Here is a 23,521-nt window from a genome sequence, read left to right on the forward strand (position 1 = left end):
CCGGGGAAGTGAAACATCTCAGTACCCGGAGGAAAGGAAATCAAGCGAGACTCCCAAAGTAGCGGCGAGCGAAATGGGACTAGCCCAAACCGGTTGGTTTCGACCAGCCGGGGTTGTAGGACCCCAACGTGGGATTGACTACTAGGCAGGAGAAGAGAGCTGGAAAGCTCCGCCATAGCAGGTGATAGCCCTGTATCCGAACCCGAACGTCACTCTAGGGGCACCTGAGTACCGCGGGGCACGTGAAACCCCGTGGGAATCTGGGAGGACCATCTTCCAAGGCTAAGTATTCGCTGGCGACCGATAGTGCACCAGTACCGTGAGGGAAAGGTGAAAAGAACCCCTGTCAGGGGAGTGAAATAGAACCTGAAACCTGTTGCCTACAAGCTGTGGGAGCATCTTTAAGGTGTGACCGCGTGCCTTTTGCATAATGAGTCAGCGAGTTACTCTGTCCAGCAAGGTTAAGCGCAAGCGGAGCCGTAGCGAAAGCAAGTCTGATAAGGGCGCTAAGTTGGGCGGAGTAGACCCGAAACCGGGTGATCTATCCATGAGCAGGTTGAAGCACGGGTAAAACCGTGTGGAGGACCGAACCAGTAACGGCTGAAAACGTTTTGGATGACTTGTGGATAGGGGTGAAAGGCCAATCAAACTCGGTGATAGCTGGTTCTCCCCGAAATATATTGAGGTATAGCCTCGGGAAATTGTCTTGCGGAGGTAGAGCACTGACAGGGCTAGGGGTCTCACCAGATTACCAAACCCTTTCAAACTCCGAATGCCGCTAAGATGTACCCCGGGAGTCAGACGGCGGGTGCGAAGGTCCGTCGTCAAAAGGGAAACAGCCCAGATCGACAGCTAAGGTCTCCAAATCCATGCTCAGTGGTCAAGGTGGTGGAGTTGTTCAGACAGCCAGGACGTTGGCTTAGAAGCAGCCATCGTTTAAAGAAAGCGTAATAGCTCACTGGTCTAATGACTCTGCGCCGAAAATGTAACGGGGCTAAGCATGGTACCGAAGCTTCGGGATCGCTCAGGCGATCGGTAGGGGAGCGTTCCCTGCGGGCAGAAGGTGTGCTGGAAGGCATGCTGGACTGCAGGGAAGTGATTATGCTGACATGAGTAACGATAAAACAGGTGAAAAACCTGTTCGCCGTAAACCCAAGGTTTCCTGGGTAAAGGTAATCTTCCCAGGGTTAGTCGGTCCCTAAGGCGAGGGCGAGAGCCGTAGCCGATGGAAAACGGGTTAATATTCCCGTACTTGCGCGCGTGTGCGATGGAGGGACGCAGGAAGGTAGGCAGGCCGGCTGTTGGCTTAGCCGGTGCAAGCAGGTAGGCTTGAGGGTAGGCAAATCCGCCCTCTTTAAGGCCGAGACGCGAGTCCGTGACCGCAAGGTCTGAAGCTGTTGAGCCTCTACTGCCTAGAAAAGCTCCTAAGTTTAGCGCGTGCGAACCGTACCGGAAACCAACACAGGTGGGTGGGGTGAATAACCCAAGGCGCTCGAGAGAACTCTGGCCAAGGAACTCGGCAAAATAACCCCGTAACTTCGGAAGAAGGGGTGCTCTTATGGGTGAAGGATTTACTCTCTAAGCCCACGAGAGCCGCAGAGAAATGAGGGTGGCGACTGTTTACTAAAAACATAGGTCTCTGCTAAGTCGCAAGACGACGTATAGGGACTGACGCCTGCCCGGTGCCGGAAGGTTAAGAGGAGAGGTCAGCGCAAGCGAAGCTTTGAATCGAAGCCCCGGTAAACGGCGGCCGTAACTATAACGGTCCTAAGGTAGCGAAATTCCTTGTCGGGTAAGTTCCGACCTGCACGAATGGCGTAACGATCTCCCTACTGTCTCGGCCAGAGACTCGGTGAAATTGAAGTCGCGGTGAAAATGCCGTGTACCCGCAGAAAGACGGAAAGACCCTGTGCACCTTTACTATAGCTTGACATTGGGTTTTGGGCTTGCATGTGTAGGATAGGTGGGAGGCTGTGAACCCTGTACGCCAGTATGGGGGGAGCCACCGTTGAAATACCACCCTTGCAAGTCTAAGGCTCTAATCCATACCCGTTACCCGGGGTGGAGACAGTGTCTGGTGGGTAGTTTGACTGGGGCGGTCGCCTCCCAAACAATAACGGAGGCACGCAAAGGTTCCCTCAGCCTGATCGGAAACCAGGCGTCGAGTGCAAACGCATAAGGGAGCTTGACTGCAAGACAGACATGTCGAGCAGGGACGAAAGTCGGCGTTAGTGATCCGGTGGTTCCGCATGGAAGGGCCATCGCTCATTGGATAAAAGGTACGCCGGGGATAACAGGCTGATCGCGCCCAAGAGTTCATATCGACGGCGCGGTTTGGCACCTCGATGTCGGCTCATCACATCCTGGGGCTGAAGCAGGTCCCAAGGGTACGGCTGTTCGCCGTTTAAAGTGGTACGCGAGCTGGGTTTAAAACGTCGTGAGACAGTTTGGTCCCTATCTTCTGTGGGCGTAGGAGACTTGAGAGGGCCTGTCCCTAGTACGAGAGGACCGGGATGGACGCACCCCTGGTGGTCCTGTTGTCACGCCAGTGGCACAGCAGGGTAGCTATGTGCGGAAGGGATAACCGCTGAAAGCATCTAAGCGGGAAGCCTGCCTCAAGATAAGGTCTCCCTCTCTTCGGAGCTGAAGGGCCCGGGTAGACAACCCGGTTGATAGGCTGGAGGTATACATGCGGTGACGCATTCAGCTGACCAGTACTAATAGCCCGTGCGCCTTGTTTTCTTCTCTACACTTCCTTTCCACCCTGTTTGATTACAACTTTCGGTCCCGGCCGATGTGGCGGCGCAAAATAGCCAGCCTTGCCGGACGGTGACCAGAAATTTGTGCTGGTGTCCATGGAGGAGGGGGTACACCCGATCCCATTCCGAACTCGGAAGTTAAGCCCTCCATCGCCGATGATACTGCGTACTCTTGCGTGGGAAAGTAGGCCGATGCCAGCACTTATTTTCACAGGGATGCGAGAAATCACATCCCTACCCATCACGCGAAAGGCCCCGGTGAGAAATCACCGGGGCCTTCGTGCGTTTCAAAGGCACCGGACAGGCACGGGCACGGGCGCGGGCATGGGCGGCTTGAAGCACGATGCGCAAGGGCGCTGGGCCATGGAGCGGGAAGGCTTGAAGCGCAGGGCCACAGCGCAGGGCGCAGAGCACAAGGAACATGGCGCAATGCGCAGGGAACTGGGCGATAGCGCGTGAAACGGGAAGGCTTGGAGCGCATAGCGCATGGGGCAGGAGGGCTTGAAGCGCAGGGCGTATGGGGCGGCAGGGCTTGAAGCGCAGGACGCACGGCGCAGGGAGCATGGCGCATAGCGCAGGGCCATGGGGCGTGAGCTTGAAGGGGGGGATGCATAGCGCGAGCGAGGCGGGATGGCTCGTGGGAGCGACAACGTGGATTCCGATGGCGTTTCGACGTGCCCGACGTGGCATGGGATGGAACGCCCGGGCCAGGACGCCGATGCTGCTGCGCTTCAGATCTGATCCCCTCTCGCATTGTCTGCTTGTTTTTCTGCCTGCCGCACTCGCCCACACTCCGCCCCAGACGTCATGCACCCTGTGTACCTCGTGGTGCTAACCTTTCGGAGAAACCCGGCGAGAAACACGCCTGTGAGGTACGGTGCCGCGCTGTTGGTCCGCAAGCCCTTAACGCATCGCTCGCGCGGCTGTAGGATGGCCTGCGGCAGGAAATGGCATGGTAACGGGTGGGGCGAGAGGGCGCGAGATGGCGCGAGAGCGTGAGCTCTCCTCAGGGGTATTCCACGCCGTGCACGTGCGACTGAAGGCGGAGAGGGCGGACAGCGCCGGGGTGCCTACCGGTTCTTCCGCCGCCATTCCCACGGCGGAGTCGGGTTGCGGGCCTTCCAAAGCCCGATGTTGGTCTCCCGTGCCTTGCCTGCGTCGAAATACCAGGCAAGGCAGGGATAGGGCAGGCGGCAGTATTCGCCGTAGAACCATGCCTGCCCGGCCCGCAGCAGGTCACCGTTCACATCATCGGTAAGTTCGGGCGGAAGCCCATCACCGGCGGTACCCGCCGTGGCTCGTGCATCCTGCCGCGAGGCGGTCGTGCTTGCGGCTCGCGGGGCCACGCCGGAAGAAGCCACGGTCGCCATCCAGGGGAACGGGCTGGTGCGCACGTGGGCCACGTCACGCCCGTAGCCGTCACGGTCGATGGTCACAAGGTACACCTTGCGGTCCATGACCATGCGCAGCAGCTTGTCGCGGGCCTGCTCGCCCCCGCGCTGGCGCAGTTCCGGCGCGTCGATGCCGTACAGGCGCACTCGCACGTCATGCCCGCGCTCATCGCGCACCACGATGGTGTCGCCGTCAGGCACGCCGACCACCAGCCCCTGCCATGGCTCAAGCCCCGCCAGGGTCCACAGGGCCAACGCCAGCAGCAGCCCCAGCAGCGAGCCGGGGCGGGCCAGCATGCGCCACGGGATGCGGCGCGACAGATTCGGCAGGCCCGGCTGGCGCGGCAGGCGGAATGGAAACGGTGCGGACAGGCGCATGGGATCAGTTGCGGGCCTGCAAGACGTCCAGTTCGCGCTCGACCACGGGCAGCATGCGCTCCACGATGACCTGCACACCCTGTGGATTGGGGTGCATGCCGTCCGGCAGGTTCAGCGCACGGTCCAGCGCCACGCCGTCCAGAAAGAAGGGATACAGCGTCAGGCCATACTGCTTCGCCAGTTCCGGGTACACGGCGTCGAAGCGGCGGGCATACTCGGCCCCCATGTTCAGCGGGGCGCGCATGCCCGCCAGCAGCACGCGGACACCGTTCTTGCGGCAGATTTCGATGATGGCGGCCAGGTTGCGGCGCAGGTCGTCCACCGGCAAGCCGCGCAGGCCGTCGTTGGCGCCCAGTTCCAGAATCAGCAGGTCAGGCTTGTCTGCCAGCGACCATTCGACGCGCGCAAGGCCTCCGGCGGAGGTGTCGCCCGAAACCCCGGCATTGGTGATGCGCGCCGGGCGTCCCTTGGCGCGCAGCGCGGCCCCCAGCCGCTCCGGAAAGGCCTCGTCCGGCCCCAGGCCGTATCCCGCCACCAGACTGTCGCCCAGCACGAGGATATGCGGTATGGATGAATTGCCGCCGCTGGCGGCAAGGGCCGTGGACGGCGGCAGCAGCGCCAGGCCAAGGCCCGTGAGGGCAGCGAGCATGCATAGTGCCGTCGCCAGCACGCCCAGCGTTGCCGCCAGCGGCGTCTTGCACACGGGCGTCTTGCGCACGGCAGGTTTGCGGCGGCATATCGACGGACACACACACAGGCCCCGGTCCCTTGCCTGCCCGGGCCCTGCCGCCGGGGCCAGCGCCCGGCATCTACCCCATCCGCCAAAGGTGATTCGCGTGACAGATCCGATCATTGCTCTCTCCGGTATACATCTCAACCTAGTGGGCGGCTCCGGTCAGGTCAACATCCTGCGCGGGGTGGACCTTTCCGTGCGGGCCGGGGAAACCGTGGCCATCGTGGGGCCGTCCGGCTCGGGCAAGACCACCACCCTGATGATCGTGGCCGGGCTGGAACGCCCGAGCAGCGGCACGGTGCGCGTGGCCGGGCACGACCTTGGCGGCATGGACGAGGATGCGCTGGCCCGGTTCCGGCGGGCGCATCTGGGCATCGTGTTCCAGTCGTTCCATCTGGTGCCCACCATGACAGCGCTGGAAAACGCAGCCCTGCCGCTGGAATTTTCGCATGCGCCAGACGCCCGCGACAGGGCCATGGCCGCATTGACCGCCGTGGGGCTGGAGGGCCGCGCCGGGCACTACCCGGCGGAGCTTTCCGGCGGAGAGCAGCAGCGGGTGGCGCTGGCGCGCGCCTTTGCGTCCGCCCCGCGCGTAATTCTGGCCGACGAACCCACCGGCAACCTGGACACGGAGACGGGTCGCCGGGTCATCGAACATCTGTTCCGCCTGCGCGAAGAGCACGCCACCACGCTGGTGCTGATCACCCATGACCGTGGGCTGGCCGCCCGGTGCGGGCGGCAGGTGCGCATGGAGGACGGCAGGCTGCACGAGGACGCGGCCTCCGGCGGGCAGGCGGATGATTTGGCAATTGCAGCCCCCTCGGGTGCCCTTGGCGACGGAGAGCGCGCATGATCAGCGCGCGCGATCTTGCCCTGGCCTTCCGGCTGGCCCTGCGCGAATTGCGCTCTGGTCAGCGGCGGCTGGCGGTGTTTCTGGGCTGCATGTTTCTGGGGGTATTCGCCATCGCCGCCGTGGGGTCCGTCTCGGAGGCCGTCCGGGCGGGCCTTGCGCGTGATGCGCGCGCCCTGCTGGGCGGTGATGCCTCGGTGGAATTCGCCACCCAGCGGCCCTCGGACGAGGAACTGGCCTGGCTGTCGGCGCGCGGCGCGGTGAGCCAGGTGGTTTCGTTGCGCGGCATGGCCCGCTCGGCCACGCCCGGCGCCCCCCGTGGAGAGGACACCGCCATGGTGGCGCTGAAGGGCGTGGACGCGGCCTATCCTCTGTACGGTGCGGTGACCCTGGACCCGCCCCAGCCGCTGGCCGATGCGTTGCGCGACGGTCCGGCGGGTGGTGGCCAGTCGGATGGCGGGCAGTCGGATGGCGGGCAGTCGGAGGGCGGGCAGTCGGCTGGCGGCAAGCCCGGCGACGGTCCCCTCCTGCCCGGCGTGGTGGTGGACCCGCTGCTGCTGGAGCGCTTCGGTGTGCGGGTGGGCGACGTGATCAGCGTGGGCACGCAGCGTTTTCGCATTGCCGCCGCCCTGCTGGGCGAGCCGGACCGGGTGGTGCAGGGCATCACCTACGGGCCGCGCGTGCTCATGTCGTTACAGGGGCTGGAACGCACCGGACTGCTGGTGCCCGGCACCCTGCTGCAAAGCGGCGCGCGGATACGCCTGCCCGCCCCCGGCGAGGCCGTGCCGTATGTCACGCCGGATGTCGCGCCTGATGCCGCGCCGAACGCCGCGCCTTCCGCCACGGGGGGCGGTGCATCTTCGGCCACGTCGCCTGGCGGACCGTCCGGGGCATTATCAGCCGGGGGCCCTCCTGTCGCAGCACCCCCCTCGCCCGCATCCCTTCGTTCCGCCGACGAGGCCACGGTGGCGGCCTTCGTCGAGGCGGCACGCACGGCCTTTCCCGATGCCGGGTGGCGCGTGGAATCGTACAGTCGCGCGGTGCCGCGCATCCGCAATCTGCTGGACCGGGTGGACACCGACCTCATGCTCATCGGCATTGCCGCGCTGCTGGTGGGCGGGCTGGGCATAGCCGAGGCGGTGCGCGGGTATCTTGCCAGCCGCATGGCTTCCATCGCCACGCTTAAATGCGTGGGCGGCGGCGTGGCCACGGTGCTGTGGACCTACCTGTTCCAGATCCTGCTCATCGGCGGCGCGGGCATCGTGGCCGGGTGCGCCCTTGGTGCCGCCGTGCCTCCGCTGGCCGCCGGGCTGACCGGCCAGCTCATTCCCGTGCAACTGGATGCGTCCGTCCACGCCGCGCCGCTGCTGCGCGCGGCCCTGCTGGGGCTGGCCATCCTGCTGGCCTTTTCGTTGCGGCCCCTGCTGCTTGCCGGGGCGGTGCGCCCAGCCACCCTGTTCCGGGGCTACGTGGCGGGTGGCGGCAACGGACTGAGCCCGGCGGGCCGGGTGCTGGTGGGGCTGGGATTTGCCGTGCTGGCCGGGCTGGTGTGGCTGTTCACGCCCGACGCGCGGCTGGCATGGGGGTTCATGGCCGGGTGCGCGGGGTGCTTCGCGGTGTTCCGCGTGGTGGCCTGGGGGCTGCGGGCCGGGGCGCGCCGCGCGCCGCATGCGGGCAATCCCAGCGTGCGGCTGGGGCTGGCGTCCATCCACCGGCCCGGCGCGCCCACGGTGAACATGGTCTTTGCGCTGGGTCTGGGCCTGACCGCGCTGGTGGGCATCGCCCAGGTCGAGCGCAACCTAAGCGCATCACTGGCCCGCGACCTGTCGCGCGATGCCCCGGCGTTCTTCTTCATCAACGTGTTGCCCGACCAGGTGGCGGAATTCGAGGCGCTGGGCAACACCCCCGGCGTCACGCGCATTGACAACGCCCCCATGGTGCGCGGGCGCATCGTGCGCATCAAGGGCGTGCCGGTGCAGGACGTGGCTGTGGCCCCCGATGCCCAGTGGGCCGTGCGCGGCGACCGGGGCCTGAGCCACGCGGCCACGCCGCCGCCGGACACGGAACTGACGGCGGGCGCGTGGTGGCCGCCCGACTACAGCGGGCCGCCCGTCATATCCCTGTCGGACGATCTGGCGCGCGGCTTCGGCGTGACCGTGGGCGACAGCCTGACCTTCAACATTCTGGGCCGCGAGGTGACGGCCACCATCGCCAACGTGCGCAAGGTGGACTGGATGACCTTCCAACTGCAGTTCGCCGTGCTGTTCGCGCCCGGCCTGCTGGACCGCGCCCCGGCCACGTGGGTGGTGACGGCCTACGGCACGGGCGCGGGCATGGACGGGCTGTACCGCACGGTGACGGCGGCGCACGCCAACGTCACGGCCATCAGCATGCGCGAGATACTGGCCGAGGTGCGCGTGCTCATGGAGCGCATGGGCGTGATGTTCCGGGCCATGGCCGGGGTGATGCTGGCCACGGGCCTGCTGGTGGTCGCCGGGGCCATTCTGGCCGACCGGCAGCGGCGCATCTACGACGCGGTGATCTACAAGGTGTGCGGGGCCACCCGGCGCGACATATTGCTGGCGCTGGTCACGGAATTTTTGACCACGGGGCTGGTCACCGGGCTGTTCAGCGCGGGCACGGGCACCCTGGCCGCATGGGCCGCCGTGCGCGGCCTGCTGAAACTGCCCTTTGCCGTGTACCCCGGCGTGGTGGCGGGCACGGTGGCCGCGTGCGTGGCCTTTGCCCTGGTGTTCGGTCTGGCGGGCACGGCGCGCGCCCTGAAGGAGAAACCCGCGCCGTATTTGCGGAACGAGTAGGGACGGCAGGCGGAATTGCAGGGATGGGAGCGGGACGAGGTGGAAACTGACGGAACCGCCGCGCCGACAGATGCGTGGGATCGTTGCGCCGTCACCGGCCAGGCCGTCACCCGGACGGGGATGCCCTGCTGTTTCGGGCAGCCGCATGGACAGGCGCGGTGTGGCCAACTCGACTGGCGCGGCTGGCGTGATTGGCCCGGCTGGTCCGATTGCACCTGGCTGGCCCGATTGGCCCGATTGGCCCGGCTGGCCCGGTTGGCCCGGATCGCGCGGACCGGAGCACGCTACACCAGCAGCAGCACCACGAATACCAGCAGGTTGAAGACCAGCGCCAGCAGCACCGCCATGGACCCCTTGTCCTTGGCGGTGCGCACGTATTCGGAGTGGCCGGGGCTGACCAGGTCGCACACGTCCTCGATGGCCGAGTTCAGCAGCTCCGTCAGCAGCACCAGCAGGTAGCAGGCGACCATCAGGATTTTTTTCCACAGCGCCCACGGAATGAAGAGCAGCACCAGCAGCAGGACGGCCAGCCCCAGAAGTTCCATGCGGAAGGATTCTTCCTTGGCAACGGCGGCCCTGAACCCGGCCAGGGAATACCGCGCCGCGCAAATGACCCTGCGGTAGGCGATGTCGCGCAGAACCTTCATGGCAACCATCCTTGTGGACGTGATGGCCGGGGTGCGGAACATTCCGCCCGGCGAAAAGCCAGCCAACGAAAACGGCAGGCTGCGCATGGGTGCGCAACCTGCCGGTCTTGCCTGGTGGGTCGTGCGGGGCTCGAACCTGCGACTCTCTGCTTAAAAGGCAGATACTCTACCGACTGAGTTAACGACCCGAAAGGGAGAGGTCTTATACGCTGGGTTGCATTCGCCGTCAAGGGTATCGCAACGCCTGTTGCGCGCGGCCCGCGCGGGGCCGTCCGGTCGCCCCGGCTATTCCGCCGTCACCCGCTCCATGCCGCCCATGTAGGGGCGCAGCACGTCGGGGATGACCACCGACCCGTCTTCCTGCTGGTAGTTTTCGATGACCGCCACCAGGGCGCGGCCAACGGCCAGGCCAGAGCCGTTCAGGGTGTGCGCGAATTCGGGCTTGCCGCCGCCCGCCGGGCGGAAGCGGATGCCCGCGCGGCGCGCCTGGAAGTCGCCGCAGTTGGAGCAGGACGAAATCTCGCGGTAGGCGTTCTGGCCGGGCAGCCAGACCTCGATGTCGTAGGTCTTGGTCGACGAGAAGCCCATGTCGCCCGTGCACAGGGTGATCACCCGGTAGGGCAGGCCCAGGCGCTGCAACAGCACTTCCGCATGGCCGCGCATCCTTTCCAGTTCGTCGAACGACCGTTCCGGATGGGCGAAGCGCACCATCTCCACCTTGGTGAACTGGTGCTGGCGGATCAGGCCGCGCGTGTCCTTGCCGTAGCTGCCCGCCTCGGAGCGGAAGCACGGGGTCATGGCCGCGTAGCCCAAGGGCAGTTGCGCCTCTTCCAGCACGTCGTCCGCGTGCAGGTTGGTCAGCGGCACTTCCGCCGTGGGAATCAGAAAGTAATCCCATCCTTCGAGCTTGAACAGGTCTTCCTCGAACTTGGGCAAGTTGCCGGTGCCGGTCAGGGTCTTGCGGTTGGCCATGAACGGCGGAATGATTTCCACGTAGCCGTGCTCGGTGACGTGCGTGTCCAGAAAGAAGTTGGCCAGGGCGCGTTCCATCCGGGCCGCCCAGGTGCGGTACACGGCAAAGCGGCTGCCCGCCAGCTTGCCCGCCCGCTCGAAGTCCAGCCCGCCAAGGGCGGTGCCGATCTCCCAGTGTTCCTTGGGGGCAAAGGAGAAGGCGCGGGGCTCGCCCCAGCGCAGCACCTCGGGGTTGTCGGCTTCACTGCGGCCAAAGGGCACCGAGGCATCGGGGATGTTGGGCACGGCCAGCAGCCAGTCGTTGACGGCGGACTTCACCTCTTCGGTTTCGCGGTCCAGGTCCTTGATGCGGTCGGACAGCCCGGACAGGCGTTCCAGCAGCGGCGCGGCGTCTTCGCCCGCGCGCTTCATGCGGGCCACTTCGCCCGAGGCCTTATTGCGTTCGCCCTTCAGGGCTTCCACCTCGGCCAGAAGGGCGCGGCGGCGTTCGTCCAGGGCGGTGAATTCGGCCATGTCGAGCGACGAGCCCCGGTCGGCCAGGGCCTTGGCCACCACTTCGGGGCTGCGTTGCAGCAGCTTGAGATCGAGCATGCGGGGGTTCTCCTTGTGGAAAAAAGACGCCGGAGGATACCCGCATCGCGCGAGGGGCGTCAACACGCGCGTCGCGTGGCCGGGGCCGAATGGGCAACGAGAGGGGCAGTGCGCCTCAAGGCGAACCGGGGCGCGGGGGAAGGGGCTGGCAGTACGATGCGGCGAGCGGAAGGCGGAACGGCTGTCGGCGTGCGGACCAGGTGGCGAGTGGGGCAGGCGGCCATGCGGGGCAATGGTGCATGGCCCGGTGTGCGCGGGCTGTTGCCGGTGTGCGTCGGGAAGGGCTGCGTGTCGGATGGTCACCGGAAAGAGCGGCTTCGTGCGGCTCCTGTCGGGCCAACCCGACGGCGGGCGGCGAGACCCTGCCGTCAGGCTGTCCCCGTGCGCCGGGCCGGATGCCCGATGCCGGGCGCGTGACCGGCGTGCGCGCGGGGGCGGACGCCGATCAGTTGTCGGACATGACCTCGGGGGCGACGCGCATCTGTTCGGGATGCATTTCGCGCAGGTAGTCGATGAGGGTGGGGTAATCCTCGTCGTAGACCATCTCGTCGCTGTCGTCGCGCGCGTAGAAACCCGCCCAGGCGGGGGCGCGCAGCGAAGCGGGCAGGCCCTCGCGCGATTCGTCGGTAAGCCACACCACCACGTGGGCACCCTTGCGGACCATTGCACGGGTAAACGCGGGCACGCCGCGCGGGGTCAGCGCGATGACGTAGCCCAGCGCCAGCAGGATGCGGTGGGCGCGGGTGCGGGTGTCCTGGATGCGGCCGATCTTCTTCAGCCGGTTGCGGAACAGGGCCGCCTCGCTGTCCTTGCGAGGCTGGATGTCCTGCCGCGTCACGGGGATGCTGGAATGACGGGCGGGCATGGGTGAAACCTCCATCAGAGAGTGTATCCGTCCCGGATGGTTCCGGGCGCTGATTGATTGAACAGCCTACATGGTTGCGCTGTCAACCATTATCTACACTATGGGAGTTGAGATGGTTCATGTCAATGGCGAGAGTGAGGGCTCAACAGGCCACGGCGAGGGTAGAATTTTTTGAATTCGCCCTTGGCGGGCCCGCCCGGCTTGGGTGAGCGAACGCCCAATGCCTTGTGAAATAAGGAATTACAAGCAAGTCCGGGGCAGGGTGTCTGTATGTGGCAGTCCGGAACGGGGTGGTCAGAAAAAATGTCTGAGCAAACAGTTTATATGTTGTCGCACAGGCGGGGTTCAATTTTTTTTACAGCGATCCTTGTCGCCGGGGGCGGTTCATGGCGCCAATGGTGCGGCAACTGTCTGAATTGACGAGATAAAACAAGAAACCGCCCGGATGGGGCGGTGTTGGCACGCGGGTTGCTATACCCCAAGTACCTTCCTTTCTTTTGCAGACAGCTTTTCCTCCAGAACGGCTTGCGGGCGGTCCGCAAGCCGTTCTGCGTTGTGGCGCGGGGGGAAGCGGCGGGCGGCCCCGGCAACCGTTCCGGCACCTGACCGCCCCTCCCCGGCCCGCATGGCCACTGCCAGCCCTGCAATGCGGGCGTCAGCCCTGCACGGCCTTGTTGACCATGTTCGCCACGGCGCGCGCGGCGTCCTCGTCCACATCCACATACTTCAGCCCCAGCAGGTAGCCCCCGGCGGAAAATTCCGCGCGGATCACCTCGGCTATGGCTTGCAGGTACTGGTCGGCGTCGTTCTCGTATACCTTGAAGAACCCCGGCGAATACTTGTTCAGCGTGGGGATGTGCACGCGCACCTGCAACTTGGTGCCCGGCTCGAAGGTGCGGGGGCTGTGCACGCTGAGCCCCCCGGCGCTGATGTCGCAGCACTGGGTTTCGAAGCGGCCCTGGCTGGACGGGGGAAACCTGATCTCGCTGGCCTCGACGGGAAAGGGCTTGGGAAGCCGGCAATGCTTGCGTCGGTCGTTGGTGGAGTCTGTCATGGTCCCGAAGTCTCCTGGCGGGGGTGGAAATGAGGCCGGGGGCGCGGTTCCTGCCGCGGCCCTTCCTGCAAGGGCGCGGAGCGCTGCCCGGCGATGCTCCTGCGGGCCTCCGGCCCGAGCCATGCCGCAAGAGTACCACACGCGGTGGTGCCGCGCCACCCCGGGCCGCATCAGGCCGAGCAGAATGACGCGGGCGGCGGCGACCCCGTGCGACGCAAGGCCGTGAAGAAACATGCCGGAACGTGCCCTGCGCCGACCGGGGCATCCGGCGCAGGACCGGGTGTGCGCAAGGGCACGCGGGCAAGGAATCGCCTTGCCTGCCCGGTTTGCACGGCGGTCACTTTGCTGCCGTGCCTGCCTGAATCCGGTGATGTAAGTGGTCATTGACTTTCCGGGGCAAAGGATTATCTGGTGCGGAACGTATACCTGCCACGGAGGAATTCAGCCCATGCTCAAAATTGCCCTGCCCTCGAGAGACGGCATCATTGACGAACATTTCGGCCACTGCGAGTATTATACCCTGCTGACGGTGGACGAGACCCGCAACATTGTGAAAGAAGAGCGCCTGACGCCGCCCCCCGGCTGCGGGTGCAAGTCGAACATCGTGCCCGTGCTGGTGGATCTTGGCGTCAGCGTTCTGGTGGGCGGCAACATGGGCGAAGGCGCCGTGATGACGTTGCGCCGCCACGGCATACAGGTGGTGCGGGGCGCGTCCGGCCCGGTGCATGACGCCGCCCGGAGCTGGCTGGACGGTCGCCTGGCCGACCGGCAGGAATTGTGTACATCCCACGGCCATCACGGCTGCGGTAACCATTAGCGGACCGCCGACGGGCTTCGCAGGGCGAAGCGTCGGGCGGCGGGCCGAAGGATCGACCCACATGTCCGAGACCACGCTTTGCCCCTGCGGCTCCGGCCTTGCGCTGGACGCCTGCTGCGGCCCCTACGTGCGCGGCGAAAAGCCCGCGCCCACGGCGGAGGCGCTGATGCGCTCGCGCTATTCCGCCCACTGCCTGCACGCCTTCGACTATCTGGACACCTCCACCCACCCGGCCATGCGCGAGGACGTCAGCGTCGACGAGATGCGCGCCTGGTCCGAGGCCGTGGACTGGAAGGGCCTGGAAGTGCTTTCCGTCAAGGGCGGCCAGCCCGGCGACGAATCCGGCGAGGTTTCGTTCGTGGCCCACTACGTGCTGGGCGGCGTGCCGCAGGAACTGCGCGAGGACAGCTTTTTCCGGTGCGAGGACGGCGTGTGGTACTACGCCGACGGCCTGGTGCACGGGCAGGAGCCGTTCCGCCGCGAGGCCCCCAAGGTGGGCCGCAACGAGCCCTGCACCTGCGGCAGCGGCAAGAAGTTCAAGAAGTGCTGCGGCAAGTAGCCTGAGCGCCGCCTGATTTTGCGCCGGGGATGGAGGAGAGCCTTCCGTCCCCGGCGTTTGCGTTTCGGGGGCGGGTTGGCGGGGTATGCGGGCATGCAGGCGTGCGTGCAGGTGACCGCATTGGCGGTCCGCCTTGCCATTTCCGCCTTGCCAGGCGCCCGGCCAGCGCAGGGGGCTCAGTCCCGGCCCGTTCCGGCGAGTTCTGGCCCGTTCTGGCCAGCCCCGACCAGCCCCGTACCGTTCCGCCCCCCCTTGCCCTTCACCCCGGTATCTGCTTTGCTGCGCGCAATCACGGAGCATCGCCATGCGCACTTTTCTGTTCGTTCCGCCGCTGCCCCGCATGACCGGGGGCCTTGCCGTGCTGTACCGCATGGCCGCGCACCTGTATGCCGCGGGGTACCCGGTGTTTCTCGTCCCCCGCGAAGGCGGCGCGCCCGGGCTTGATCCGGACAATCCGCCCGCGCCGGTCATGGGGTGGGACGAGGCCGCCGCCGCCGTGGCCCCTCAGGACGTCTGGCTGGTGCCGGAAGGCTGGGTCAACGCGCTGGCCCCCGGCCTGCGCGCGGGCGCGCGGTGCGTGGTGTACGTGCAGAACTGGGCGTACCTGCTGTCTTCGTTGCCTCCGGGCGTGTTCTGGCCGCAACTGGATGTCTCGTTCCTGGCCGTGTCCGATCCGGTGGCCTGGTACACCCGCGAGGTGACCGGACGCGAGGCCCCGGTACTGCGCCCCGGCATCGACCTTGAACTGTTCCGCCCGGCCTGGCTGGACGGGCCGGACGGGCCGAGTATGCCGGTCGGGCCGAGTGGACCGGACAAGCCGGACGGCGACGACGCCCCGGCTGACGGGGATGCCGGAGCCGCCATTCCCGACGGCCCCGCGCACGGCCCGGTGCGGATCGCTTGGATGCCGCGCAAGAATCGCGCGCTGGCCCAGCAGGTGCGCGACCTGCTGTCCGCCCGGCTGGCCCTGTCCGCCTCGCGCGGGGAGCGCCCGGTCGAAGTGGAATGGCGCGAGATTCATGGCCGCTCCCATGCCGAGGTGGCCGACCTGCTGCGCACGTCGCACGTGTTCCTGGCCACGGGGTTTCCCGAAGGGTGCCCGCTGCCCCCGCTGGAGGCGCTGGCCAGCGGCTGCCTGCTGGTGGGCTTTGCCGGGTTCGGCGGGTGGGACTACATGCGTCAGGCCCTGCCCGGCGGCGTGACCCCGTGGTGGACGGGGGGCGGCCCCAAGGCGGACCCCGCAAGCGGGGGCATGGCGTTGCCGCCCAACGGCTACTTTGCCGCCGATGCCGACGTGGTGGCCGCGGGGCTGGCCCTGGAACGGGCCGTGCGACTTGCGGCCACGGGCGGGCCGGAACTGGCCGCGCTGCGCCGGGCGGGCCTTGCCACGGCGCGGGCCTGTTCGCTGCAACGCCAGCGCGCAACTGTGCTGGCCCTGTGGGAGCGGGTTGCCAAGGGCGAGCTGTTTCCCCCGGCCAGAACCTGAGCCGAAAGCCGGTCCGTGTGCGGGCGACGTCCCCGGCCTTCGTCCCCCTCCGGTGGTCCCGCCCCTGACCGGTGCGGTGCCCTCCCACTGGACAGGCGGTCCACGAAGACGCATGTTCCCCGTGCCTTCGATGAACATTTCATGACGCCCGCGTCAGGCACACGGGCCGCTTACGCGTCAGGCATATGGTCCGCTTACGCGTCAGGCACAGGGGTGCTGACGCGCTCGGCGCTGCCTGCCGCCCGCCCGTGCGCCCGGGCCGGGGCGCCGGTCCCGTGCCTTTCACGCCTGCGCGCGTCATCACATAAGGAATCCGCATCATGTCCAAGAAGAAACCGGAGCGCCCCGCGCCGGAAAGCCTGGGGCTGCCCTGCACCGGCGTGGAATCGCACGCCCATCTCGACGGCAGCGAGTTCGACGCCGACAGAGAGGCCGTGCTGGACCGCGCCCGCGCCGCCGGGGTGGCACTGTTCGGCAACGTGTTCCTGGGGCCGCAGAAGTGGGCGGCCAACCGCCACCTGTTCGCACAGCGGCCCGAGGTGTTCTTTCTGCTCGGCATCCACCCCTGCGAGGCGCAGGCCTGTGACGAGGCGGCCATTGCCGCCATGCGCGACGCCTTTGCGCAGGACGTCCGCCTGCGCGCCGTGGGCGAGATCGGCCTGGATTTCTACTGGGACGACTGCCCGCCCGACATCCAGCGCGCGGCCTTTCGTGCCCAGCTGGCCCTGGCCCGCGAGGTGGGCCGCCCGGTGGTGATCCATTCGCGCGACGCCTTCGACGACACCCTGCGGGTGTTGGAGGACGAGGGATTTTCCGGCTACCCGCTGCTGTGGCACTGCTTTGGCGGGGACGCGGCGCAGGCCGCGCGCATCGTGGCGCACGGCTGGCACGTCTCGCTGCCCGGCCCGGTCAGCTACCCGGCCAACGAACCCCTGCGCGAGGCCGCGCGCACCCTGCCGCTGGACCGGCTGCTGCTGGAAACCGACTGCCCGTACCTGTCGCCGGTGCCGTATCGCGGCAAGCGCAACGAACCCGCGTACATGGTGTTCACCGCGCAGGCTGTGGCCCAGGCGCGGGGCATGGATGTGGCCGAGCTGTGGACGGTGGCCGGGGAGAACGCCCGGCGGTTCTTCGGGATCTAGTGCCGCCAGCGGCGGCACGCCGGGAACGGGAATGCCCGGATCGTCGTGACGGCGCACCGCTGCCGGGGAGGTTGCATGCCTGACGACAAGACGCGAAACGGTGACGCTGCCGTGCCGCCGCAAGGTGGCGGGGGCGGGCGTGCCTCGGTTGGTGAAATGCCGGACAGCCGTACTCCAGACGACCGGATCCCCGACGAAATCCGTCGCTTCGACCGGGCGCTGGCCCTGTTCGAGGCCGGGGCGTGGTTCACCTGCCACGAGGTGCTGGAACATCTGTGGCTGGATGAAACCCGGCCCCGGCGTGACGTGTACAAGGGCATCCTGCAGATTGCCGTGGGCCTGCTGCACGAGGAAAACGGCAACCGCACCGGGGCGCTGCGCCTGCTGGAACGCGGTGCCGGTCATCTGGCCCCGTTTCTGCCGGCATGGTTCGGGGTGGATCTGGCGACCCTGCGGGACGAGGCCCTGCGCCTGCGCGCGGTGTTGGCCGCGCTGCCCCCCGGCCAGCGGCTGGACGCGGAGCGGTGGAAGGAATTGCTGCCGCGCGTATCGCGAATGATTTGAGCGATGACAGCGAAAACGCCGGACACGAAAGTGCCCGGCGTTGATCTTTTCCGGCGGGAAATGCTGTGGCGTCGCGTTTTCTGCCGCTTCTTGCCGGCCCGCTCAGTGCGTGGCCCCCGCCGGGTGTCCGAACCCGTCCAGCAACCGCGTGATGAACCTGTCCACCAGCGCGTGTTCCGGCAGGCCGGTGACGCAGGCGTTGTCCAGCATGCGCTCCGCAAGGCCGGGCAGGGCGGGCACGCCCACCCGCGTTTCGGGCAGCCCGGCCAGTGCCGGGCTGTCGGGCAACTGTGGAAGCAGGGGCAATCGGGTCAGGTGCTCGTCTTCGGGACAGGCCACGCACGGCCCGGCAAGACGGTTCAGGGCCAGCACCTGACGTTGCAGGCCAAGGCCGTGCGCCAGCCGGGCAATGTCCGCCGCCGTTTCCAGGCTGCGCAGCCCCGGTTCGCTGACCACAGCCAGGCCGTCCACTGCCGCCACGGTGCCCCGGCCAAGGTGTTCCACCCCGGCTTCCAGATCCACCAGCACCCATTCGCGCCGGTCGTATACCAGATGGGCCAGCAGGGCCTTCAGCAGGGAATTGGCCTCGCAGGCGCAGCCGCCACCGGCCCCGGCCACCGAGCCCATGACCAGCAGCCGCTTGCGCCCCGGCGCAACACCGGGGGCCGCATTCCCTCCAAGCGGGACATCCACCGCCAGCGCCTCGGGCAGGTCGCCCACCTCGGGCGTCAGGCTTATCATGCCCGTGCCGATGCGCTGCATGATCAGGTCGTGCCGCTCCACCAGCGGGACGGGCAGGCCGTCGCGGGCCAGGCCGGAGGCCCTCCCTAATGACAGGGCCGTGTCCGCATCGATCATCCACACGTCGTGCCCGTGCCGGGCCAGATAGTCCGCCGTCCAGGCCGCCAGCGTGGTCTTGCCCGCGCCGCCCTTGCCCGCGAATGCCAGTTTCATGCGTGCCTCCTGCGTAACGCCGCGTTGGAGCGGAGAGAATCGGGAGCGAAGAGAACCGGGGGCGGGGAAGGGACCCTTTCGGGAAAGGGTCTCCTTCCCCGCCCCCGGACCCCCACCCCATCCCCCCAAAATTTTCGAAAGGGGGATGGTACGGAGATGACCCGGCAGCGTGCGCCGCTGTTGCCCCGCGTGGCCTGGTCAGGACCGAAACCCCGGAGCTGGGCCGGAGCAGTATGCCTGCCCCGGCCCGTCCCGGTGCGGGAAGGCGCGGCCACGGGCCGGTGACCGCGCCGCCGGGTGATGCGCAAGGCGCGCGCCGACATGATGCCCGATGGTCCGGACGCGCGCCTGCATGTCTGTATGTCGTGCTACGCGGAAAGGCCCAGCTTCTGGCGGCGCGCGACGATATGCGCCTCCAGCAGGTCCGCCGCCTTCACCGGGTCCGCTTCCACCATGAACGCCGCGCCCACCAGCCCGTTCAGGCCGTCCACGGCCATGCCGGTCACCACGTCGCTGCCCAGGATGTTGGGCGGCAGGCCGAGGTGGGTGGGAATGCCGCTGGCCACGGCGTACAGGCCGATGGCCGCCGCCTTTTCCGAATACCATTCCGGCGACGACGCCCCCACGGGCAGGTCGCTGATGTCCACGCCCAGTTCGTCGGCCAGCAGGCCGCACAGTTGCAGGATGCGCGAATTGTCCACGCAGCTGCCCATGTGCAGCACCGGCGGCACGCCCAGCGCCTTGCACACGGCGGAAAGCCCCGGCCCGGCCATGTCGGCGGCCTCGGGCATCAGCAGCCCGGCCTTGCCCGCCGCCGTGGTCACGCAGCCGGTGGCCAGCACCATGATGTCGCGGCGGATGAGTTCCTTCGCGAGGCCCACGTTGCCGGAATCCTGCATGATCTTGGGGTTGTTGCAGCCTACGATGCCCACGAACCCGCGAATCTGTCCGGCCTTCACGGCGTCCAGCAGCGGGGCCGGGGTGCCGCCCAACGCGGCCAGAATGGCCTCGTTGGAAAAGCCGGTGGTGATGGGCACCGGCTGCACGGGAATGCTCACCCGCGCGGGGTCGCGCCTGGTGAACGCTTCTATGGCCAGTTGCACGATCTCGCGGCACTTTTCCTGCGCGTTGTGGGGGTGCACCTCTATGTGCGTGGCCCCGGTGAACCGCCCCTTGGGCGAGGTGGTCACGAAACGGGTGTGGTAGCACGCGGCAATGCGCACCAGGCTGGGCATGATGCACTGATAGTCGGCCACGATGGCGTCCGCCGCGCCGGTGACGATGGCCAGTTCCGTCATCAGGTGGTTGCCCGCCATGGGAATGCCCTGGCGCATCAGCAGTTCGTTGCCGGTGCAGCACAGCCCGGCCACGTTCAGGGCGGCGGCCCCGGCATCGCGGGCGGCCTGCTGCATGGCGGGTTCGCGCGCGGCGGCCAGAATCATTTCCGACACCACGGGGTTGTGGCCGTGCACCAGGATGTTCACGGCGTCCTCGCGCAGCACGCCCAGATTCACGGTGGACTGGCGGGGAGCGGGCGTGCCGAACAGGATGTCCGAAAGTTCCGTGCCGATCATGGACCCGCCCCAGCCGTCGGCCAGCGCGGTGCGCGCGGCGTGGGTCAGCAGGCTGGCGGGGTCGTTGTCGCAGCCCATGTGGGTGCGGTGCATCATTTCGGCAATTTCGCGGTCGATGCCGCGCGGGGTCATGCCCAGCCTGGCCCACAGTTCGCGCCGGGCCTTGGGGGCGCGCTTCAGGAAGGCCAGTTCGGTGCGGCGGCTGCCGAAGTCGGCGTAGCAGACGTCAACAAGGTCGCGGGCCACGTCCAGGGTGGGGCGGGTGTCCGCGTCGGCCACGCCCAGTTCGCCGGCAATGCGGCGCAGCTTGGCCTCGTCGCGGATGGTGTAGCCGGGGGCATGGCCCTCCACCACGGCTTCCAGCGTTTCGATCAGGTCGCGGCCATGGTCGGAGTGCCCGGCGGCCCCGCCCGCGATGAACCGGCCGAAGTTGCGGGCCACGATGACGTCGGCGTCCGCGCCGCACACGCCGTAGCGCATCTTGCCGTCCTTGCGGTTGGCGATGCGGCAGGGGCCCATGACGCAGTTGCGGCAGGTGGTGCCCAGTTCGCAGAATTTACAGTGGGGCGTCTGCTCGCGCATGCGGTCCCACGCGGTGGGAATGTTTTCGGCCTCGGCCTTGCGCAGCATCTGCCGCGCGTCTTCCCACAGGGTGCGCTCGGTGTCGGGGGTTCCGGAATTCATGTTGCCCTCCCTGGGCTGTGGCCCCGCACGGGGCCGCTGCGGTTGCACCACGTCCGCTGCCGTTTCCCGCGACGCGTGCGGACGCATCCGCCGCCCCCGCGCGTCCTCTCCTGCGCGCGGGCGGCACTGTATGACGCGAACGTAACGCGGCAGGCCGGGCGAGTATGTCGGCTAGCCGACAGAGGGCGCGAACATGCGAAAAAAAGAGATGGGTCGGAAAATGCGGGCGGATCGCGGGGGATAAGGCAAATGCCCGGGGCGGGCGTGAGCCCGCAAGGGATGGTGAAGACACGATGGCCGCGCGCGACGCCGGATGGGACTACGCGCTGGCCAGTTCACGCAGGCGGTCCATGTCGCGCACGCGGTAGGCGCCGCGTCCCACCCGTTCAAGGATGCCGGAGCGGATCATGTCGTTGAGCAGGGTGGACACGGTCTGGCGGGTGGCCCCCACCATGCCGGCCAGTTGTTCCGTGGTCAGGTCCATGCGGATGATCTGGCCGCTGCCGGGCTGCACCGACCGGGTCGGCACGGCGTGGCGCCGGGCATGGGCATGGGCGGGGCGCATTGCGGCCGGGGTGTGAACCGGGGTGTGAATCGGGGCGTTGGCCGGGACGTGCGGGGGCACGCCGTCGGGTGTCGATGCCATGCCCGCGCCGGTGGGATCACCGTCCTCCGCGTCCATCTCGGCGAGGTTGTCGAGGTCGGCGGAATCGTCAGGATCGGGGGCGGGGGCCCGTTCGGCCTGCTCCAGCAGCAGGGAGGCCAGGCGGGTGTTGCTGTCGCGGAACACCAGCCCCTCGATGAGGAAGAAGGTGGAGCGCAGCATCTGCCCCAGCACCCGCACCATGATGGCCGAAACCTCCGGCAGGTCGGTCATGCGGCGGCGAAAGGCGCGGGTGTCGGCCAGCAGCATCTCGCCGTCGGCCAGGGCCTGCACGTGCGCCCCGGTGTGGCTGCTGTAGATGTCGCCCCGCTCCAGAAAGGCCAGGGTGAATTCCTTGCCCCCGTACGAAAGGTACACCCGGAACCGGCCCGACTTCACCACCAGCACCAGATCCTCCTGCTCGTCGGGCCAGAAGATGCCCTGCCCGCGCGCCACCCGGCGCACGGAAAACATCTCGCGCAGGGGCGCGCTTTCGGGGCGCTCCAGCGCTTCCAGCAGATCGACGTCGGAGAGCTTCATCATCATGGGGGGCTCCTGCGTTCCGGTGCGGGGCGGTGGGATGCATTGGTGCGTGGGGCAGGCGAGGAACGCACGTTCCAGCATGGCACAGCCGTCAGCCCGGAGCAACGCATCACCTGCGCGGGACGTCCGTGCGCGGCGCAAGCACGCATCCCCGTGCCTTCGTCACGCGGCGAGGACACGGGGATGCGATAAGAGCGGCAGGGCAGCCGCCAGGGTGTCGGGCCCGCGCTACTCCAGCCCGGCCTTCCGAAACGCCTCCGCGATGCTCTCGGTGTACGGGGGGCGCAGCACGCCCACCTCGGTGACGATGCCCGCGATGAGCGTGGCGGGGGTCACGTCGAAGGCAAAGTTGTACACCGGCACTCCGTCGGGGGTGATCTGGGTGTCGCCCACGTGGGTCACCTCGCGCGGGGTGCGGTCTTCGATGGGAATGTGGTCGCCGTCGGGGGTGTTCCTGTCGATGGTGGACAGCGGCGCGGCCACGTAGAAAGGCACGCCGTGTTCGCGGGCCAGCAGGGCCACGGAATAGGTGCCGATCTTGTTGGCGGCGTCGCCGTTGGCGGCAATGCGGTCGGCCCCCACCACCACCTTCTGCACCATGCCCTTGCGCATCAGGTGGCCGCAGGCGTTGTCGCAGGCCACGGTGACGGGGATGTGGTCCTCGTGCAGTTCATAGGCGGTCAGCCGCGCGCCCTGCAGGAAGGGGCGCGTTTCGTTGGCGATGACCGAAATCTTCTTGCCCGCGTCCACCGCGCCCCGGATGACCCCCAGCGCGGTGCCGTATCCGGCGGTGGCCAGCGCGCCCGCGTTGCAGTGGGTCATCACCGTGTCGCCTTCGTCGATCAGCGCCGCGCCGTGGCGGCCCATGGCGCGGTTGATCTCGATGTCGTCGCGGTGGATGCGCCGCGCCTCCGATTCCCACAGCGAGATCAGCGTGGCGAAGGGTGCGTGCCCGGCGGTCTTCCACACCTTGCGCATGCGGTCCACGGCCCAGCGCAGGTTCACCGCCGTGGGCCGCGCCTTGGCGATGCGCTCCAGCAGGCCGTCCAGCACCGGGTGCCAGTGGTCGCCCGCCTCGGCGGCCTCGTACGCGGCCAGCACGCAGCCCCACGCTGCGGTGACGCCGATGGCGGGCGCGCCGCGCACCACCATGACCTGCAAGGCCGTGACGATGTCTTCCGTGGTGCGGCAGACGAAATCTTCCTGCCGGGTGGGCAGCAGGCGCTGGTCGAGCAGGATCAGGGCGCGCTGGGCGGCGTCGTAGCGGATATGGTGTTCCATGGGGGGCCTCCGTGGAGTGGGCGCGGGTGAGGGGTGCGCGAAACGGGTGCGCGGTCGGGCATGCCGGGGAAGGGCGCGGGGTGGCAGCGGCGGCGGCCTGTGTGGTCCGCCGGGCGTGCCGATTCATGCCGCCGCCGTGTGGGCGGCGCGTGGCCTGCGATCAACCTTCCCCGCCGGGTGTACCGTCCCGGCGGCGACTCGGCAAGGGTGCGGCG

17 protein-coding genes, 1 tRNA gene and 2 rRNA genes (1 of these 20 cut by a window edge) are annotated in these 23,521 nt (G+C 67.6%); 9 read left to right on the forward strand and 11 right to left on the reverse strand.

Going from position 1 to position 23,521, the window contains the following annotated elements; all coding sequences use genetic code 11:
• Together K6142_RS11975 and rrf are read left to right on the forward strand one after the other, a co-directional pair.
• A 23S ribosomal RNA gene (locus K6142_RS11975) occupies positions 1-2,742 on the forward strand (it extends 186 nt beyond the left edge of the window).
• Positions 2,743-2,845: 103 nt separating this feature from the next.
• Positions 2,846-2,960 (forward strand): 5S ribosomal RNA (rrf, locus tag K6142_RS11980).
• Positions 2,961-3,829: 869 nt separating this feature from the next.
• Here the strand turns inward: rrf and K6142_RS11985 are convergent.
• On the reverse strand, positions 3,830-4,528 hold the full coding sequence (locus K6142_RS11985; RefSeq protein ID WP_223290381.1) for a thermonuclease family protein: 699 nt from the start codon (positions 4,526-4,528) through the stop codon (positions 3,830-3,832).
• A gap of 4 nt (positions 4,529-4,532) precedes the next feature.
• A complete protein-coding gene (locus K6142_RS11990) occupies positions 4,533-5,246 on the reverse strand; it encodes an arylesterase (RefSeq protein WP_411722707.1) in 714 nt (237 codons plus the stop codon).
• Between the two features lie 109 nt (positions 5,247-5,355).
• Here K6142_RS11990 and K6142_RS11995 point away from each other — a divergent pair, with 109 nt between their 5' ends.
• The gene (locus K6142_RS11995; protein WP_190245188.1) at positions 5,356-6,114 is read left to right on the forward strand and encodes an ABC transporter ATP-binding protein; all 759 of its coding nucleotides are present in this window, start codon (positions 5,356-5,358) and stop codon (positions 6,112-6,114) included.
• Positions 6,111-8,930 carry an ABC transporter permease gene (locus tag K6142_RS12000; RefSeq protein WP_190245189.1) on the forward strand — a complete coding sequence of 940 codons (2,820 nt, stop codon included), beginning with the start codon at positions 6,111-6,113 and terminating at the stop codon, positions 8,928-8,930. Before K6142_RS11995 ends, K6142_RS12000 begins: the two co-directional genes overlap by 4 nt.
• Positions 8,931-9,214: 284 nt before the next feature.
• On the opposite strand, the gene K6142_RS12005 is transcribed toward K6142_RS12000, so the two are convergent.
• The 5 genes from K6142_RS12005 to K6142_RS12025 form a co-directional block, all read right to left on the reverse strand.
• Positions 9,215-9,577 carry a diacylglycerol kinase gene (locus K6142_RS12005; protein ID WP_190245190.1) on the reverse strand — a complete coding sequence of 121 codons (363 nt, stop codon included), beginning with the start codon at positions 9,575-9,577 and terminating at the stop codon, positions 9,215-9,217.
• 112 nt (positions 9,578-9,689) lie between these two features.
• A tRNA-Lys gene (locus K6142_RS12010) sits at positions 9,690-9,765 on the reverse strand.
• Positions 9,766-9,862: 97 nt separating this feature from the next.
• A complete protein-coding gene (gene serS, locus K6142_RS12015) occupies positions 9,863-11,140 on the reverse strand; it encodes a serine--tRNA ligase (RefSeq protein ID WP_190245191.1) in 1,278 nt (425 codons plus the stop codon).
• Between the two features lie 445 nt (positions 11,141-11,585).
• Positions 11,586-12,005: a hypothetical protein gene (locus K6142_RS12020; protein ID WP_012613334.1), complete on the reverse strand. Its 420-nt coding sequence runs from the start codon at positions 12,003-12,005 to the stop codon at positions 11,586-11,588.
• 655 nt (positions 12,006-12,660) lie between these two features.
• Positions 12,661-13,059 carry a PilZ domain-containing protein gene (locus K6142_RS12025; RefSeq protein WP_012613335.1) on the reverse strand — a complete coding sequence of 133 codons (399 nt, stop codon included), beginning with the start codon at positions 13,057-13,059 and terminating at the stop codon, positions 12,661-12,663.
• A 448-nt stretch (positions 13,060-13,507) separates the two neighbouring features.
• Here K6142_RS12025 and K6142_RS12030 point away from each other — a divergent pair, with 448 nt between their 5' ends.
• The 5 genes from K6142_RS12030 (at position 13,508) to K6142_RS12050 (ending at position 17,627) form a co-directional block, all read left to right on the forward strand.
• On the forward strand, positions 13,508-13,876 hold the full coding sequence (locus K6142_RS12030) for a NifB/NifX family molybdenum-iron cluster-binding protein (RefSeq protein ID WP_012613336.1): 369 nt from the start codon (positions 13,508-13,510) through the stop codon (positions 13,874-13,876).
• Between the two features lie 61 nt (positions 13,877-13,937).
• Positions 13,938-14,435 carry a YchJ family protein gene (locus K6142_RS12035; protein WP_012613337.1) on the forward strand — a complete coding sequence of 166 codons (498 nt, stop codon included), beginning with the start codon at positions 13,938-13,940 and terminating at the stop codon, positions 14,433-14,435.
• A 304-nt stretch (positions 14,436-14,739) separates the two neighbouring features.
• Positions 14,740-15,921, forward strand: a complete 1,182-nt coding sequence (locus K6142_RS12040; protein ID WP_190245192.1) for a glycosyltransferase family 1 protein — start codon at positions 14,740-14,742, stop codon at positions 15,919-15,921.
• A gap of 320 nt (positions 15,922-16,241) precedes the next feature.
• Entirely contained in the window at positions 16,242-17,063 is an 822-nt protein-coding gene (locus K6142_RS12045; RefSeq protein ID WP_190245193.1) for a TatD family hydrolase, read from the forward strand.
• Positions 17,064-17,138: 75 nt separating this feature from the next.
• Entirely contained in the window at positions 17,139-17,627 is a 489-nt protein-coding gene (locus K6142_RS12050; protein ID WP_223290382.1) for a DUF309 domain-containing protein, read from the forward strand.
• A 102-nt stretch (positions 17,628-17,729) separates the two neighbouring features.
• On the opposite strand, the gene K6142_RS12055 is transcribed toward K6142_RS12050, so the two are convergent.
• From K6142_RS12055 to mtnA, 4 genes are all read right to left on the reverse strand, one after another.
• Entirely contained in the window at positions 17,730-18,581 is an 852-nt protein-coding gene (locus K6142_RS12055) for an ArsA-related P-loop ATPase (protein ID WP_190245194.1), read from the reverse strand.
• 368 nt (positions 18,582-18,949) lie between these two features.
• Positions 18,950-20,839 (reverse strand): anaerobic carbon-monoxide dehydrogenase catalytic subunit, encoded by a 1,890-nt coding sequence (gene cooS, locus K6142_RS12060; protein WP_190245195.1) that lies wholly within the window; start codon positions 20,837-20,839, stop codon positions 18,950-18,952.
• A 319-nt stretch (positions 20,840-21,158) separates the two neighbouring features.
• Entirely contained in the window at positions 21,159-22,028 is an 870-nt protein-coding gene (locus tag K6142_RS12065) for a Crp/Fnr family transcriptional regulator (RefSeq protein WP_190245196.1), read from the reverse strand.
• A 225-nt stretch (positions 22,029-22,253) separates the two neighbouring features.
• Positions 22,254-23,306, reverse strand: a complete 1,053-nt coding sequence (gene mtnA / locus K6142_RS12070) for an S-methyl-5-thioribose-1-phosphate isomerase (RefSeq protein WP_190245197.1) — start codon at positions 23,304-23,306, stop codon at positions 22,254-22,256.
• Between the last annotated feature and the right edge of the window lie 215 nt (positions 23,307-23,521).

It is taken from the genome of Nitratidesulfovibrio sp. SRB-5, from assembly GCF_019931275.1.
GTDB lineage: Bacteria > Desulfobacterota > Desulfovibrionia > Desulfovibrionales > Desulfovibrionaceae > Cupidesulfovibrio.

Coding starts and splice junctions, on each gene's coding strand:
- K6142_RS11985 (WP_223290381.1), bottom strand. CDS start 4,528: ATGCGCCTGTCCGCACCGTTTCCATTCCGCCTGCCGCGCCAGCCGGGC.
- K6142_RS12000 (WP_190245189.1), top strand. CDS start 6,111: ATGATCAGCGCGCGCGATCTTGCCCTGGCCTTCCGGCTGGCCCTGCGC.
- K6142_RS12005 (WP_190245190.1), bottom strand. CDS start 9,577: ATGAAGGTTCTGCGCGACATCGCCTACCGCAGGGTCATTTGCGCGGCG.
- serS (WP_190245191.1), bottom strand. CDS start 11,140: ATGCTCGATCTCAAGCTGCTGCAACGCAGCCCCGAAGTGGTGGCCAAG.
- K6142_RS12020 (WP_012613334.1), bottom strand. CDS start 12,005: ATGCCCGCCCGTCATTCCAGCATCCCCGTGACGCGGCAGGACATCCAG.
- K6142_RS12025 (WP_012613335.1), bottom strand. CDS start 13,059: ATGACAGACTCCACCAACGACCGACGCAAGCATTGCCGGCTTCCCAAG.
- K6142_RS12030 (WP_012613336.1), top strand. CDS start 13,508: ATGCTCAAAATTGCCCTGCCCTCGAGAGACGGCATCATTGACGAACAT.
- K6142_RS12035 (WP_012613337.1), top strand. CDS start 13,938: ATGTCCGAGACCACGCTTTGCCCCTGCGGCTCCGGCCTTGCGCTGGAC.
- K6142_RS12040 (WP_190245192.1), top strand. CDS start 14,740: ATGCGCACTTTTCTGTTCGTTCCGCCGCTGCCCCGCATGACCGGGGGC.
- K6142_RS12045 (WP_190245193.1), top strand. CDS start 16,242: ATGTCCAAGAAGAAACCGGAGCGCCCCGCGCCGGAAAGCCTGGGGCTG.
- K6142_RS12050 (WP_223290382.1), top strand. CDS start 17,139: ATGCCTGACGACAAGACGCGAAACGGTGACGCTGCCGTGCCGCCGCAA.
- K6142_RS12055 (WP_190245194.1), bottom strand. CDS start 18,581: ATGAAACTGGCATTCGCGGGCAAGGGCGGCGCGGGCAAGACCACGCTG.
- cooS (WP_190245195.1), bottom strand. CDS start 20,839: ATGAATTCCGGAACCCCCGACACCGAGCGCACCCTGTGGGAAGACGCG.
- K6142_RS12065 (WP_190245196.1), bottom strand. CDS start 22,028: ATGATGATGAAGCTCTCCGACGTCGATCTGCTGGAAGCGCTGGAGCGC.
- mtnA (WP_190245197.1), bottom strand. CDS start 23,306: ATGGAACACCATATCCGCTACGACGCCGCCCAGCGCGCCCTGATCCTG.